The 15,221-nt window shown below is 65.4% G+C and carries 12 protein-coding genes and 1 rRNA gene; 5 read left to right on the top strand and 8 right to left on the bottom strand.

All coding sequences use genetic code 11. The features are described 5' to 3' along the window. Nucleotides 1-61 precede the first annotated feature (61 nt). The 4 genes from FHW81_RS29585 to FHW81_RS29570 all read right to left on the bottom strand — a co-directional run bounded on the left by FHW81_RS29585 (nt 62) and on the right by FHW81_RS29570 (nt 3,503). Complete coding sequence (locus tag FHW81_RS29585; RefSeq protein ID WP_003141635.1) at nt 62-598, bottom strand: DUF6160 family protein; 537 nt, start codon at nt 596-598, stop codon at nt 62-64. 30 nt (nt 599-628) lie between these two features. Continuing rightward, entirely contained in the window at nt 629-1,648 is a 1,020-nt protein-coding gene (locus tag FHW81_RS29580) for a hypothetical protein (RefSeq protein ID WP_003095031.1), read from the bottom strand. 1 nt (nt 1,649) lies between these two features. Then, nucleotides 1,650-2,696, bottom strand: a complete 1,047-nt coding sequence (locus tag FHW81_RS29575; RefSeq protein WP_003106143.1) for a DUF6160 family protein — start codon at nt 2,694-2,696, stop codon at nt 1,650-1,652. 204 nt (nt 2,697-2,900) lie between these two features. Beyond that, nucleotides 2,901-3,503 carry a hypothetical protein gene (locus FHW81_RS29570; RefSeq protein WP_003095035.1) on the bottom strand — a complete coding sequence of 201 codons (603 nt, stop codon included), beginning with the start codon at nt 3,501-3,503 and terminating at the stop codon, nt 2,901-2,903. A 284-nt stretch (nt 3,504-3,787) separates the two neighbouring features. On the opposite strand from FHW81_RS29570, the gene mksB reads away from it, so the two are divergent. The 5 genes from mksB (at nt 3,788) to FHW81_RS29545 (ending at nt 11,292) form a co-directional block, all read left to right on the top strand. Beyond that, entirely contained in the window at nt 3,788-5,086 is a 1,299-nt protein-coding gene (gene mksB, locus FHW81_RS29565) for an Mks condensin complex protein MksB (protein ID WP_003095037.1), read from the top strand. Beyond that, nucleotides 5,076-5,771, top strand: a complete 696-nt coding sequence (mksE, locus tag FHW81_RS29560; RefSeq protein ID WP_003095041.1) for an Mks condensin complex protein MksE — start codon at nt 5,076-5,078, stop codon at nt 5,769-5,771. The genes mksB and mksE overlap by 11 nt, the downstream gene beginning before the upstream one ends. Continuing rightward, the gene (gene mksF / locus FHW81_RS29555; RefSeq protein WP_003111276.1) at nt 5,768-8,614 is read left to right on the top strand and encodes an Mks condensin complex protein MksF; all 2,847 of its coding nucleotides are present in this window, start codon (nt 5,768-5,770) and stop codon (nt 8,612-8,614) included. Before mksE ends, mksF begins: the two co-directional genes overlap by 4 nt. A gap of 111 nt (nt 8,615-8,725) precedes the next feature. After that, nucleotides 8,726-9,733, top strand: coding sequence for an iron ABC transporter substrate-binding protein (locus tag FHW81_RS29550; protein WP_003095046.1), 1,008 nt, complete (start codon nt 8,726-8,728; stop codon nt 9,731-9,733). Nucleotides 9,734-9,753: 20 nt separating this feature from the next. Beyond that, a complete protein-coding gene (locus FHW81_RS29545) occupies nt 9,754-11,292 on the top strand; it encodes an ABC transporter permease (RefSeq protein ID WP_031643646.1) in 1,539 nt (512 codons plus the stop codon). A gap of 80 nt (nt 11,293-11,372) precedes the next feature. Here FHW81_RS29545 and FHW81_RS29540 read toward each other — a convergent pair whose 3' ends face one another. The 4 genes from FHW81_RS29540 to rrf all read right to left on the bottom strand — a co-directional run. Continuing rightward, complete coding sequence (locus tag FHW81_RS29540) at nt 11,373-13,679, bottom strand: PqiB family protein (protein ID WP_003107435.1); 2,307 nt, start codon at nt 13,677-13,679, stop codon at nt 11,373-11,375. Further along, nucleotides 13,672-14,292, bottom strand: coding sequence for a paraquat-inducible protein A (locus tag FHW81_RS29535; protein WP_003111274.1), 621 nt, complete (start codon nt 14,290-14,292; stop codon nt 13,672-13,674). The genes FHW81_RS29540 and FHW81_RS29535 overlap by 8 nt, the downstream gene beginning before the upstream one ends. Beyond that, a complete protein-coding gene (locus FHW81_RS29530) occupies nt 14,279-14,986 on the bottom strand; it encodes a paraquat-inducible protein A (RefSeq protein ID WP_023187661.1) in 708 nt (235 codons plus the stop codon). Before FHW81_RS29530 ends, FHW81_RS29535 begins: the two co-directional genes overlap by 14 nt. A gap of 146 nt (nt 14,987-15,132) precedes the next feature. Then, nucleotides 15,133-15,221 (bottom strand): 5S ribosomal RNA (gene rrf, locus FHW81_RS29525); the annotation flags it as partial.

The following is a 15,221-nucleotide window of genomic DNA, read 5'->3' as shown; positions in this document are numbered from 1 at the left end:
AATGATAGCGGTTCTTCGACCTCGGCGGAGCGGCTTTGTCCCGCCATGCGACGGTTCGCCCTCAACGCGGGGCGACGGTGAAGATATTGACGTTGCCCTGCAGCTTGAGGGTGCCGTCGATGCGTGCGCTGACCAGGTTGGTCTGCACCAGCCCGGGATCGGTACCGCGCGCCTTGTTGGCGCCAGCGATGGTGAAGCGCAGGTCCTGGAAGCTGGTGTCCTTCAGGCCGACGCGCAGCACCGGGCGGTTGAAGGCGGCGCCGTCGCCGCCGAAACCGTCCTTGATGGTCACCACGTCCAGGGTGACTTCGTCGAAGCTGAACTTGCCGCTGATATCGTCGATCACCAGGTAGTTGTTGCCGCTGCCGGCCGGCTGGATCGCCAGGCGCGCGCCGCAGCCGCCGGCGCAGCGCGTCTGCGAAGGATTTTCCTGGAGATTGAGCGAGGCGCTGATGCTGATCCCGGCCTGGCCGACCACGTCGTCCAGATCGCTATCGCCCAGCGAGCGCAACTCGGCCCCGGCCGAAGCGCTGAACAGCAGCGCCAGCGCCGCGAGGATGCCGATGCCGCCTGCCAGTGGATGAGTCTGCTTGGCCATGTGCTGCGTACCTCGTTTCCCGCCGCCACCTCAGAGGTTGTGCGACGTCACCTTCAGGTAGTTGAAGCTGAGCCCGGATATCTCGTTGCGGCCCATGTTGTAGCCGCCGGTCGGTACCTGCCCGTAGCCTGGCCGGGTACCACCGATGTTGAGGTTCTCGATCACCAGGCTGGTGCGCGGCGCATTGGCGTAGAAGTCAGCGGCGTTGGCCAGGGTCAGCTTGGGCAGTTCGAAAGTGAAGTTGCCGTCGGCGGTGACCGAGAACAGCAACGGCTGCGACTTCCCGTAGCCAAGCGCGACGCTGGCATAGGCGTTGGTCAGGTAGACGGTGCGCGCGGCCTGCTCGGCGGCGCTGACGCAACTGGGCGAGCCAGCACCGCAGGACATGATCTCGAAAGTCTTGGCGTAGAGGTTCAGGCGCATCTCGCCAACCAGTTGGCTGCGCGCGTTGGCGCCCCAGAAGCGCAGGTAGGAACCGTCCATCGCCAGTTCGGAGAAGTCCAGGTTGAGCACATCGGTGCGCGTGGAAGTGACGCCGAAGTCGAAGCGGATGCCGGCGTCGACCTTTTCGCTGGCCCGGCTCGAGCAGTTGCTGCCGGCACCGGCGTAACCAGCGATGCACGGCTGGCCGCCGGCGCCGCTCACCAGGCTGGGGAAAGCCAGCTCGATCACGTCCGCGGTGTCCGGCAAGGTGCTGACCACCCGCCCGTCGTCGAGCTGGGTGGTCAGCACCGAACCCTTGGCCAGATTCAGCTTGAACGGGAAATTGAGACGGCCGAGAGTCACCGGCGCCAGGGTGCTGCCCTTGTTGCTGCCAGTGGCGGCGACGTACAGCTCCTTTACCGTGATCGGCACGTTCTGCCCGGTGGCGGTGTTGGTCACGCCATTGATCGCGATGGTGGCCTTGTTGCCGTCGACCATGGCGCTGTCGAGGACGAAGCCGATGCCGGCACCCTGCACGTCCGACAGTTGCTCGTCGTCGAGCGCTGTCATCTCGGCATGGGCGAAGGGGGCGGCCAGCAGGGCCGCGAGCAGGCAGGCGCGACTCATCTCAGCAGCCCTTGTTCAGGCCGCCCAGGCAGGTGTCCTGCCGTGGAATGCCATTGAAGGCCTGACCGAAGTCGACCTTGATCGGCGCCGTTCCATCGGCGTTGCGCGACATGTTGAGGAAGGCACCGGCCAGCGCGGCGACCAGCTTGGAGGGATCCTGCTGGTCGCGCCACTGGACGTTCTGGCTCTGCATCGAGATGAAGAAGCCTTTCGACGAGTCGATGAAGTTCTGCGCGTTGTTCGGATCCACGGTGCCGATCGGGAACGACTGGTACTGGGCCAGGTTGAAGCATGTCTGGGCGCCCATCAGCTTGCAGTCGTTGGAGGTCAGGAAGGGCAGCAGGACGTTCACCAGGCTGCCGATGATGGTGCTGTCGTGCATGTCCAGGGCCGTGCCGTTCTTCAGGCCGATCATGGCAGCGCGGATCGGGTCGGGGTTGCCGGAGCTGTTCACCAGCTCTGCCTGGGCGGTGTACTGAGAGCTGCCGGTGAGAGTGATGGCGGTCTTCGCCGCCAGGCAGTCGAGGGCCAGCAGGCCGCAGGAAATGCTGCCTCCCAGTTGGCTGCCGGTGCCGTACAGGTCCACCGGCACGTTGCCGGTGAGGGTCTTGATATCGCCCGAGAGGTAGCCCTTGGCTTCGCCGAAACCGATACGGATGCCGACCATCTTGCTGCCGTCGTAGGCGAACTCGATGTAGGGATTGCTGATGAGGAACGGGTTGATCGCGCCGGTGGTGTCGTTGACCGTGCCCAGGGCGAAGTTGTCGATGGCGATGTCGGCACTGCCGGCAAGCTCGCCGCTGCGGTTGTACTGGCCCAACTGCAGCTTCTTCATGTTCAGTTGGGTCTCGATGTCGGCGCCGAAGTTGATGCGGGTGAAGTTCAGTCCGTTGGCGGCGTCGGTGGTGAGGTTGATGAAGGCCTGGCCGACCACGTCGGAAAGCTGGTCGTCGTCCAGCGACTCCATCCTCGCCTGGGCGGTGGCAGCCAGCAGACCGGCGCCGCAGAACAGCGCGCAACGCAGCAGGAAGGGCAGACGACGGGACATGGGCTCACCTCTTGTTCTTCTCGTGGCCGACGGCAGAGACACTGCGACCTGTAGTCACTATAGAAAGCCCCGGGCGAATCGGGGCCGACCCATAGTCGAGAAAAACCGGCGAACGACGCGGTCGCCGCGCTCGCTGCAGCGGATGAGCGGTCGCTCGGCCAGGATGGATGTTACCCATCGTCACACGGGGGTAACGTCAGCCTTTCACTGCTGGCGGAACAGGCCGATCAGATGGTCGGCGATGGCGCCCTTGATGGCGTTGAGGCTGAGCAGGGAGTGTGCGCTGAGGCGGGCGGGGTTGATCCGGTGCAGGTGTAGCGAGGGCATGCGCGCTTCGTACTCGCGCAGGTCGCCCTTGACCAGGATCGGCAGGAACACGTCGTCGTGAGCCTGGTAACGCTGGATCAGCAGTTTCAACCCTTCCTGGAACGGCAATTCCTTCGACGCCACCAGGCGGTGCTCGCCGGGAATCTTCAGGTAGAGCCCGCGATAGCCCATGGTCTCGCCCGGCAGGATATGGATCCCGGTGGGCTCCACCGCGGCCAGCGGGATATCGTGGAAGGTGTCGTGCCAGGCCTGCTCGCTGGGCAGGATGGTGATGCCGCCATGGTCGCTCTCGGGAATCACGAAGCTGTAGTTGCTGTAGAGCTTCTCGACATAGGCCGAGTAGATGCACAGGCGGTTCTCGAAACGTTTGAGGAAGGCGATCGCCTCGCTGCGGTTGGTGATGGCATCCAGGTCCCAGGCAAGGTCACCCTGGTTCTGCAGTTCGGCCCAGCGGGCCTCGGCGTAGGCGGCGTCGTTCAAGAGTCGGCATTCATTTGGAATAGACAGGCCAGGGGACTTCAGCAGAAAGCGTGCCAGCCCCTGGAAGCCCCATTCCCCGGACCAGGCGGGGCAGGAAAGTCCTTACGCAGTCATAAACTGCCGCTTTTCGACACCTCGGTGATAGCCAGATGCCATCCACCGATACCGGGCCCGTACCTGCGCCGCAGACGTGTCGACGGCCTGCATCGCACTCATCGGCGGCGTCTGCGTCGCCCGTGCCTTTGCAGTACAATCGGCGCTTTTTCCACGGACCGGCCCTCCCGATGATCGACCCCCGACGCGTACTGCGTGCGCTTGCCGAACACTGGGCCCTGCTCGAGCCTCTCTGCGAGCGCTTCGATGCCGGCACCCTGAGCCTGGCGGAACTGCGCAGCCAGTTGAACACCCAGTTACCGGAAAGCAACCCGGCGGAAATCACCGCCCTGCTCGACCAGTGGATCCGCCTGGATATCCTGGTCCCGGTGGCCAAGAGCCCCAACCGTTTCGAGCTGAACGCGCAGATCCACGACTTCCTCGCCTACCTGCGCCACGAGCATCGCCTTGGTCTGTGCCTGGAGATCGAGGCCTACCTGCGCCATCTGGAGCGCCTCGCCGGGTACATCCAGGACGCCTTCGAGACCCGCGACAGCCAGGACCTGGCGCGCCAGCTGCGACTGCTCGACATGCGCGTGCGCGATGTACTGAAGAAGCTCGGCAATGACGAGCAGGCACTGATCGGCGTGGCCGAGCGGGCCAAGACCAGCGACCGGCAGATTCCCCTGGCGCAGCGCTACGCGGAGGTCCTGGCGACCTGGGACGAGTACGTCGAGCCGATGATCCAGCTGGTCAGCGCCGACGGCGCCTTCGAGCAGGGCGTGCGGCGGGTCGAACAGGTCCTGCTGCGCCTGCTCGGCGAACAGCAGCGCCTCGGCCACCTGGTCGACGACGACCTGGTGCTGCGCACCCACGCGCGCATCCTCGAGATGCAGACCAACGCCCAGCTGACCTTGCGCCGCGCCCGCGAATTATTGCTGCCGCTGCGCGAGGAAGCGCGCCGGCACAACGCGGTGACCCGTGGCGCCGCCCTGGCGCTGGCGGCGATCCGGCGCAAGGGCCTGGATGCCGTGCCGCAGGCGGCGATGCCGCTGTTCACCCGGCCGCAGAGCACCTTCCTCGGCACCGCCTCGCAGGTCGAGAGCTACGTCTTCGCCCTCGCCCGCTTCGAGCCGAAGCCGGCGCAGTTCCCCAAGTCCAGCGGCACGCGCAAGAGCAACGGGCCGGCGCGACCACCGCGGACCGCGCGGGAAATGATCGAGCGCTGCCAGGCGGCGCTGCCGCTGCCGGACCTCATGCAATGGCTGCTGGCCCAGGAACCGGACGGCGCCACCGACGAGTTGCTCTACTGGTTCTCCCGGCTGTCGCGCGACGCGCGCTTCCAGCGCGAACGCCTGCAACGCCGCGAGTACGAAACCACCGAACATTGCGTCAGCCTCTGCTCCTTCGCCCTGAACCCCGCCGCCAAGGACAAGGGCCAGGCCAGGGACGCAGACACCCTTTCCGCGAGCGAAACCCATGCATCTTGATCTCTCCGAACTGACCCAGCTCGCGCCGATCTTCCGCGAGCTGTTCAAGGGCTACCACATCAGCCACCGCGACCCCGAGCTGTACACCCAGCTGTCCTCGCACCAGGACCAGTACCGCGGCCTGTTCCGCGCCATGGGCTTCGAGCTGGTCTGCGACACCCGCGGCTTCTACTACTTCGTCCCGGAGCAGGTCGGCGCCCAGGTGAACAAGACCGCCCAACGCCTGGCGCTGTTCACCTTCATCCTCGTCGAACACCTCGCCGACCAGGGCCGCGACCCGCTGTCCGTGCTGGACGGCGGCAGCATCGGCCGCGAAGAGCTGCCGCCGCTGCTGGAGAAATACCGCGACCTGTTCCTCCAGGCCGAGGTGCAGACCCAGGAAGAACTGGAAGAGAAGGTCATGCGCCGCCTGACCCAGCTCGGCTTCGCCTCCGAGGACAGCGGCGTGTACCGCTTCATGCCGCCGATGCACCGTTTCCTCGACGTCTGCCTGTCGGTGCAGCAGGACCGCAACCTGTCCGCCAGCCTGCACGCCGACCTGCCGTTGCAGACGCCGGTGCTGGTCGATGACGGCGAGATCGAACCGCTGATGGCCAGCGACGAAGAGTTGTCCGAAGAGAGCGAGGAAGACGCCCTCGCCCGCGCCATCGCCGAAGAACACGCGCAACAGGAGGCTGACGCATGAGCCAGACCCGCTACGGCATCCGCCGCTTCGCCCTGCTCAATACCGCCGGCTACAGCCTGGGTATCTTCCCGCTGGAAAACCCGCTGTCGATCTACGGCGCCAACAACCTGGGCAAGAGCGCCTCGATCAACGCCCTGCAGTTCCCGATCCTTGCCCGCCTGTCGGACATGAGCTTCGGCAAGTACAGCATGGAGCAGTCGCGGCGCTTCTACTTCGCCTCGGACACCAGCTACATCCTCCTCGAACTGATGCTGCCCCACGGTCCGCACGTGATCGGCGTGGCCGGGCGCGGCCCGGGCGGCGGCTTCGGCCACCAGTTCTTCGCCTACGCCGGCGAGCTGAGCCTGGACCACTACCAGAAGAACGGTACCTGCCTGCGCCAGCGCGAGCTGTTCGCCAACCTCGAGCGCGAAGGCATCAAGGCCTACGAGGTGAAGCCGGAAGAGCTGCGCCGCCTGCTGGTCGGCGGGCACACGTCGATCCCGCTCGACCTGACCATGATCCCGCTGCGCTCCACCAGCGAGCAGAGCCTGAAGACCTTCCGCTCGCTGTTCATCAACCTGCTGCACATGCGCGAGATCACCGCGGCCAAGCTCAAGCAGCTGTTCCTCGACGCCTTCGAGCACAGCCTGCGCTCGGGTAATGTCGACTACATCGCCGCCTGCGAGGAGGCCTTCCGCGACGTGCGGCGGATGGAGCAGGACTACCAGGCGCTGGTCGCCGCCGGCCCGCTGGTGGAAGCCCTGGCCAACGGCGTGACCCAGCGCGACGTACTGCGCGGCAAGATGCACCGCCTTTCACCGCTGCTCGACAGCCTGCTCGGCACCTGGCACGACTACGCCGGGGCGCGCCGCGAGGAACTGCTGATCCAGCACGAGCAATACCGCGCCGAGCAGGACGGCCTGCAGAACGAACAGCGTGGCGGCACCCAGGAGCTGATGCGCCTGGAGCGCGAGATCGCCGGCATCCAGCGCTGGCTCGGCGAGCTGTCGGTGCTCAAGACCCGCTTCGCCCTGGTCGACGACGCCAAGGTCCTCGAACAACAGCTGCTCGCCGCCAAGGATGCCCACGACGAACTGGCCGGCGCCCTGGCCCATTCGCGGCAGTTCTCCAGCGAAGACCTGGAAGAGCGCCTGCGCGACCTGGAAAAACGCCTGAAGAACGTCCGCCAGCAGCTCGAACACGCCGACAACAACAGCTACGCACGCCTGCGCGAGGAGTTCAGCCAGCAGGACGTGGAACGCCTGATGCGTCTGTTCAACGGCGCGCTGTTCAGCCTGCCGCTCGGCGAGAACGGGGTGAACCTGGATGACGGCGACGTCTGGGTGAAGAGCGTCGAAGCCATCCTCGACCACTTCAAGGGCGAGCATTTCGAGGCTCCCGGACTGAGCATCGACCTGTCGCACATCGAACCGCCGGCGTTGCAGGCCCTGGCCGACCGCGCCGCCCTGCGCGACCAGAAGGAACGCCTGGAGAAGGAGCTGAAGCAGCTCAAGACCCAGCAGAGCGTCGCTGCCGACCGCGCCGCGAGCAAGGCCCAGGCGGAGAAGCTGTACCAGGACGTGCTGGATGCGCAGAAGGCCCTGGAAGACTTCCGCCGCACCCAGACGCTGACCGCCGAGGAGCCCGAGAAGCTCGCCGAACTGGCCCAGCTGGAGGCGTCCCAGGACGAACTCAAGCGCTCCAGCGACGCCTTCGCCGAGCGCGTCCAGCAACTCTCCGCGCGCCTGCAACTGGTGGCCCGGCAACTGGGCGACCTGGAGGCCAAGGAGCGCACCCTGGAAGATGCCCTGCGCCGCCGCCAGCTACTGCCGGCCGACCTGCCCTTCGGCACGCCGTTCATGGAGCCGGTGGACGACTCGCTGGACAACCTGCTGCCGCTGCTCAACGACTACCAGGACACCTGGCAGGCGCTGCAGCGCATCGACGGGCAGATCGAGGCGCTGTACGCCCAGGTGCGCCTGAAGGGCGTCGCCAAGTTCGATAGCGAAGACGACACCGAGCGCCGCCTGAAGCTGTTGATCAACGCCTACGCGCATCGCCAGGACGAGGCCCTGACGCTGGCCAAGGCGCGCCGCGCGGCGGTCACCGACATCGCCCGGACCCTGCGCAACATCCGCAGCGACTACGACAACCTGGAACACCAGTTGGCCCTGTTCAACCGCGAGATCAACAAGCGCCAGGTTTCCAACCTGCAGAGCTTCCGCATCGTCCTCGCGCCGAACAAGGATGCGCTCAAGCACATCGACCAGATCATCCACAGCGCCGGCCAGTACGAGGAAGGCGAGAACCTCTCGGTGTTCGACCTGACCCAGAGCGCCGAGCAGGACGCGAAGAACGAGGAGGCCAAGGAATACCTGGCCCGCCTGGTCGCCGCCAACCACAACCAGCTGGGCCTGAAGGACCTGTTCGAACTGGCCTTCGAGATCACCAAGGTCAACGGCCAGCCGATCATGCACACCGACATCGACGGCGCCGCCTCCAACGGCACCACCATGACCATCAAGGCGCTGACCAACATGTACCTGTTGCTGCACCTGATGGACCGCGAGCAGGCCGGGCGCGTGCGCCTGCCCTACTACCTGGACGAGGCGGCGGACATCGACGAGCGCAACCAGGCCGCGCTGCTGGAGACCAGCCTGCAACTGGGCTTCGTGCCGATCCTGGCGAGCGTGAAGCCGCAGGTTTCCGCACACGTGGCGATCGACCTGGAAGGCGGTAGCGGCCCGAACGGCATCTATATCGACGAAGCCGACTGGAAATACATCCGTCGCCGGGATGCCGCCGCCAGCGGCGAAACCCGCGTAGCCAGCGAACCGGAGGAAGCCGGCGAACCGGCGTGAAGCGTCTGCCACGGCCCTGCCTGACAGGGCCGTGGACTTTTCCGATAGGCCCGAAGCTCCCACGAAGATATAATTGGTTACATTCGCATTTGTAACCCACGGGGAGAATCCATGCCTGTTCGACTTCTCAACCGTTTCCGCCACGCCGCCCTGGCGTGCCTGCTCGGTTCGCTTTCCCTCAATGCGGCGGCCGATCCCGTCACCCTTACCCTCTACAATGGCCAGCACGCCGCCACCGGTATCGCCATCGCCAAGGCCTTCCAGGACAAGACCGGCATCCAGGTGAAGATCCGCAAGGGCGGCGATGGCCAGCTCGCCAGCCAGATCACCGAGGAAGGCGCGCGCTCGCCGGCCGACGTGCTCTACACCGAGGAATCGCCACCGTTGATCCGCCTGGCCAGCGCCGGCCTGCTGGCCAAGCTGGAGCCAGAGACCCTGGCCCTGGTCGAGCCGGAGCACGCCGGCGGCAACGGCGACTGGATCGGCATCACCGCCCGCACCCGGGTACTGGCCTACAACCCGAAGAAGATCGACGAGAAGGATCTGCCGAAGAGCCTGATGGATCTTTCCGATCCGTCCTGGTCCGGCCGTTTCGGCTTCGTGCCCACCAGTGGCGCCTTCCTCGAACAGGTCGCCGCCGTGATCAAGCTCAAGGGCCAGGAGGAAGCCGAGGATTGGCTGACCGGCCTGAAGGCCTTCGGCTCGATCTACACCAACAACGTCACCGCCATGAAAGCCGTGGAGAACGGCGAGGTCGACATGGCGCTGATCAACAACTACTACTGGTACACCCTGAAGAAGGAAAAGGGCGAGTTGAACTCGCGCCTGCACTACTTCGGCAACCAGGACCCGGGCGCGCTGGTCACCGTCTCCGGCGCCGCAGTGCTCAAGTCCAGCAAGCACCCCAGGGAAGCCCAGCAGTTCGTCGCCTTCATGCTCAGCGAGGAAGGCCAGAAGGCGATCCTCAGCCAGTCCGCCGAGTACCCGATGCGCAAGGGGATGCAGGCCGATCCGGCGCTGAAGCCGTTCGCCGAACTGGACCCACCGAAACTGACCCCGGCCGATCTGGGTGAGGCCAGCGAGGCCCTCAGCCTCGAACGCGACGTTGGCCTGAATTGATCGGCGCCGCCTCCACGCCCGTGCGCCTGCGCACGGGCTCGTGCCGGCGAACGCCATTCTGGCTGCTCCTGCCGGTCCTGCTCCTCGCCCTGCTGGCCAGCCTGCCGCTGCTCTACGTCGCGGCCAAGGCCTGGGACGCCGGCTGGCACACCGCCTGGCAACTGCTCTGGCGCCCCTACGTATTCCGCTTGCTGGGCAACACCCTGTGGCTGATGTTCGGCGTGACCCTGCTCAGCGCCCTGCTCGGCCTGGCCCTGGCCTGGTGCGTGGAGCGCAGCGACCTGCCGGCACGGCGCTTCTGGAACGTGGTGCTGTGCCTGCCGTTCGCCATCCCCGCCTTCGTCAGCAGTTTCACCTGGGTTTCGCTGAGCCCGATGTATGAAGGCCTCGGCGGCGCCATCCTGGTCATGACCATGTCCAAGTATCCGCTGGTCTACCTGCCGGTAGCAGCGACCCTGCGCGGCATCGATCCTTCCCTGGAGGAGTCGGCGCGGATGCTCGGTCTGTCGCGGCGCCAGGTGTTCCTGCGAGTCACCCTGCCGCTGCTGCGCCCGACCCTGGCCGCCACCGGACTACTGGTGGCGCTGCACATGCTGGTGGAGTTCGGCGCGCTGTCGATCCTGCGCTACCAGACCTTCACCACAGCCATCTACCAGGAGTTCGAACTGGAGTTCAGCAACGCCACCGCGGCGATGCTCTCCTCGGTACTCCTGGCACTGTGCTTCCTGCTGCTCTGGCTGGAGTTGCGCATGCGCGGCCGCGGCCGCCTGGTACGCACCGGCCAGGGCAGCGCGCGGCGGGCCGAACGGGTCCGCCTGGGGCTTGGCAAGTGGCCGCTCCAGGCGCTGCTGGCGACGCTGGTGCTGGTCGGTACCGGTATCCCCCTGGTGATGCTCGGTTATTGGCTGTACGAAGGCTCCTCGGCCAGCTTCCCGCTGATGGAAATCGCCTCGACCCTGCTTTCCTCCCTGTCGCTGGCCTTCGGCGGGGCCCTGCTCAGTTGCCTGCTGGCGCTGCCGGTAAGCATCCTGGTGGTGCGCTACCCCGGCGCCCTGGCGCGCTGGACCCAGCGCCTGCCGTACCTGCTGCAAGCGTTGCCGGGACTGGTGATCGCACTCTCGCTGGTGTACTTCTCGCTGCACTACCTGCCAGCCACCTACCAGACCACCGGCTTGCTGCTGGTCGCCTATGCCCTGCTGTTCATGCCGCTGACCCAGGCACCGATCCGCGTGGCCCTGGAAAAGGCCTCGCCGCAGTTGGAGGAAGCCGCCCGCACTCTCGGCCAGACGCCCTTGATGGCCTTCCTGCGGATCACCCTGCCGATCATCTCGCCGGCCATCGGCGCCGGCTTCGTGCTGGTGTTCCTCGACACCATGAAGGAACTGACCGCCACCCTGGTGCTAGGTCCCACCGGGCTGTCGACCCTGGCCACCTCGGTCTGGGTGCACACCGCCAACCTGGAGTACGCTGCCGCCGCACCCTACGCCGCGCTGCTGATCCTGATCTCCGGCTTGCCGGTGTACCTGCTGACCACCCGGGCGCATCTCAGCACTCACTGACACCCACTTCCCAGCAGGCAGGCATGAACGAAAACGCCGCTTACCCAGGTAAGCGGCGTTTCTTTTTGCCGGTCCGACAATCAGCGGCGGGCGGTTTCCTTCAGAGGAATCTTCGGCGCCCACTCCAACCATTCGTCATTGGCCGAATCGAACAGGGCGAAGGTCTGCCCCGGCTTGGCGGGCTCGCCCATCTGCGCATTGTTCGGGGTGGCGAAGGCAATGCCGCCCTCCATCAGCGCCTCCATCGACTCGGTGCGTAGCGACAGACCCTTGAACAGGCTGGCGTCGACGCCGAAGCCGCTGGCATTCCAGAAACGGCTGCCGGTACGCACCAGCGGTACGTAGCGCGGTTCGATGAGGATGCTGATCAGCACCCGGTCGGCCTGTTCGCCCAAGGCCAGGTCGACGACCTTGCCCACCGGGATCTGCCGGTAGGTCACCAGGTTGCCCGGCTTGATCGAGCCCTTGCGCGGCGCACTGAGGGTCAGCCGCAGGCCGTTTTCCCGACCCAGCAGGTTGGGTGCTTCGGCGAGAGTCTGGAAGCGTGCCTGGCGCTCGCCCGGCGTGCTCGACGGCAGCGCCTCGATATAGGGGCCGCTGACCAGGGTTCCGAGGTTCTCGGTACGCAGCAGGCCGAGCGCCGGACGCACCACCCAGAAGCGGGTTCCGCTGCGGGCGACGCGCTCGCCGGCGGAAGTCAGGCGGGCCTTCATCAGTACCCCGGAGAGGTCCGGGTTCAGCTCGACGCTTTCGATCTTGCCGATGTCCAGGCCCTTGAAGCGGATCGGCGTGCCTTCGCGCAGGCCGTCGGCATTGTCGATGCTCAGCTGGATTTCCACGCCACGGGCCATCGCCGCCTCCTCGCTGTCGAAGAGGGTGAAGCGACGCACCTTGGTCACGGTCGGCGCCTTCGGATCGAGGGTGTCGAAGGAAATCCCGCCGGTGATCAGGGTCTGCAGCGACTCGCTCTTCACCTGCACGCCGCTGAGGTTGCCGGTCAGGGTGATCCCGCTGGAGTTCCAGAAGCGCGTCGAGGTATTCACCAGGTGCGCGTACTCCGGCTCGATGTGCACACCCACCACCACTCGCTGGCGGTCGCGCGACAGCTGGTAGCTCTGCACGCTGCCGACGCGGACCTGGCGGTAGAGGATCGGCGCGCCGATATCGATCGAGCCGAGCTTGTCGCTGGTCAGCACCAGGTGCAGGCCGGGCGCGTCGGTGTTCAGCGGCGGCGCTTTCGGGCGGATGGTGAACTCGCGACTCGGCGCGCCGCTCTTGGCGAAGCGCACGTCGATATAGTTACCTTTCACCAGGGCCTCGAGGCCGGTGATGCCGGCCAGGGAGATGCTTGGCTTGACGGTCCAGAATTCGGTGCCTTCCAGCAGCATGTCCTCGACCCGCGGATCCATCGCCAGGTCGGCAGTGGCGCTGCTGTAGTCCTTGCCCATGTCGATCGACTTGACCAGGCCGACCTGCACGCCGTTGAACATCACCGGGGTGCGCCCTGGATCGATACCACTGACGTCGTTCATCTTCAGCTTCACGCGCAGACCGGCCTGGGCCGCGTCGTAGTCGTCGTACAGGCGGAACGGCTTGCTCGGATCGGTCGGCGGGCTGTCGGTGCGGTTCTCCGGGGTAGAGAAGGCGATACCGCCGGCGACCAGGGTCAGCAGCGACTCGCTGTGCACCTTGAAGCCGGACAGGCCGCCGGAAATGGAGATGCCGCTGGCGTTCCAGAATCGCGTGTGCTTGCGCACCAGGTCCGCGTAGGCCGGCTCGATGTGCACCTTGATCTCGATGGTCCTCTGGTCATCGCCCAGCTGGAAGCTCTTCACCTGGCCGACCTGGATCTGCCGGTAGAACACCGGGCTGCCCTGCTCCAGGGAGCCCAGGCGATCGGCCTTGAGGGTCAGGTGCAGGCCGGGCAGCTTGTCGGAAAGGGGTGGCGGCTCCTTCAACGCGGTGAAGTAGCGTTCTTCCTTCTCGCCCTTCACCGGATCGACCGCGATGTAGACGCCGGAGACCAGGGTTTCCAGGCCGGTGACGCCAGCCAGGGAAACCCGCGGCTTGACCAGCCAGAAGCGGGTGTCCTTGCTCAGATATTCCTGGGCTTCCTTCTTGATCTCGATGGTCGCGACCACGCCCTTGATGTCCTTGCTGACATGCAGGTCGGTCACCTTGCCCACCGAGATGCCCTTGTACAGCACCTCGGTCTTGTTGGCCTGGATCCCGTCGCCGCTCTCGAAGCGAACCTGGATGTCCACGCCGGCCTGGTCGAAGGCACGCCACGCCAGCCAGGCACCGATGGCCAGGGCTACCAGCGGCAGCACCCAGATCGCCGACCAGTTCGAGGTCTTGTGTTTCTTCGGACTTGGCAGATCACTCATTCTCGTCATCCAGATTGGTGTTGTCCCAGATCAGCCGGGGGTCGAACGTCACGGCGGCGAGCATGGTGAGCACCACCACGCTGGCGAAGGCGGCGGCGCCGAGGTTGGCCTCGATGCTCGCCAGGTTGCCGAAATTCACCAGCGCCACGAGGATGGCGATGACGAAGATATCGAGCATCGACCAGCGCCCGATCCATTCGATGAAGCGATACATCAGGATACGCTGGCGGGCCGACATCGGCTGGTGCCGCTGCACCGAATAGAGCAGCAGGGCGATGCCCACCAGTTTGAAAGTAGGAACCAGGATACTGGCGACGAACACCACCATGGCGATGGGGAACATGTCGGCATGCACCAGTTCGACCACGCCCTCCATGATGGTGGCGGGCATTCCGCTGCCGAAGAGGTTGACCGTCATGATCGGCAGCAGGTTGGCGGGTATGTAGAGGATCGCCGCGGTGATCAGCAACGCCCAGGTGCGCGTGAGGCTGTTTGGGCGCCGGGCGTGCAGCACCGCACCGCAGCGACTGCAACGCGAATGCTCGTCCCCGTCGGCGCGATTCAACTGGTGGCACTCGCCGCACACCAGGATTCCGGCATCAAGCGCGCGCATCGTCGTCCTCGCCGCCCAGCGCTTCCCATACCTGGTGCGGCGACATGGTGACCTCCAGCCAGACCTGGGTGAACAGCAGCGCCACGAAACAGGCCAGGCCGATGCCCAGGCTGAGGTCGGCCATGTCGATCAGCTTGACGATGGAAACCAGGATACCCATGAGGTAGACCTCGAGCATCCCCCACTCGCGCAGATGGTGATAGCCGCGGTAGAGCAGCATGCCGATGTGACGGGCGATGCCGAAACGCACGCTGATCATCACCAGCAACTGGCAGAGCAACTTGACCAACGGGATCACCATGCTGCACAGGAATACCAGGATGGCGACGCCCTGCATGCCACTGTCGTAAAGACCGAGCACTCCCGTCCAGACCGTATCGCTGCGGGTCTGGCCGAGCAGGCTGAGATTCATGATCGGCAGGAAATTGGCTGGGATATAGAGAAATAGCGCCGTCAGAACCAGCGCGAAGCAACGGCGTTTCCATTGATGGCGATGCGCGGCCAACTCGAAACCGCAGCGCGGACAATTGGCTTTCTCGCCCGGTCCCAGGGGTTCCCGGCGCATCAACAGATCACACTCATGGCAAGCAACCAGTTCTTCCAGGGGAAGATCCTGCAGGCCACGGACATCGGTATCGGACATGAATGAGCTCGGCTGGATTTGTCGGCTATTGTAGACGAGCGCACAGTGCAAATCGCGTCTCCCATGCCCTCGGAAGTACGCCGCCCGGCAGCTCTCGAAGTTTTTCGATTACCGTCCGCAGCGCTGCTGGCTTGCCACTTTTCCGCGCGCAAAAGCAAAACCCCCGGTCATCGCTGACCAGGGGTTTTGGAATAGGAGCTTGACGATGACCTACTCTCACATGGGGAGACCCCACACTACCATCGGCGATGCGTCGTTTCACTTCTGAGTTCGGGAAGGGATCAGG

It is taken from the genome of Pseudomonas sp. RC10-4-2 (assembly GCF_050433085.1).
In the GTDB taxonomy this organism is placed as follows: Bacteria; Pseudomonadota; Gammaproteobacteria; order Pseudomonadales; family Pseudomonadaceae; genus Pseudomonas; species Pseudomonas aeruginosa.
This window is presented reverse-complemented; position numbering and strand designations above follow the sequence as displayed.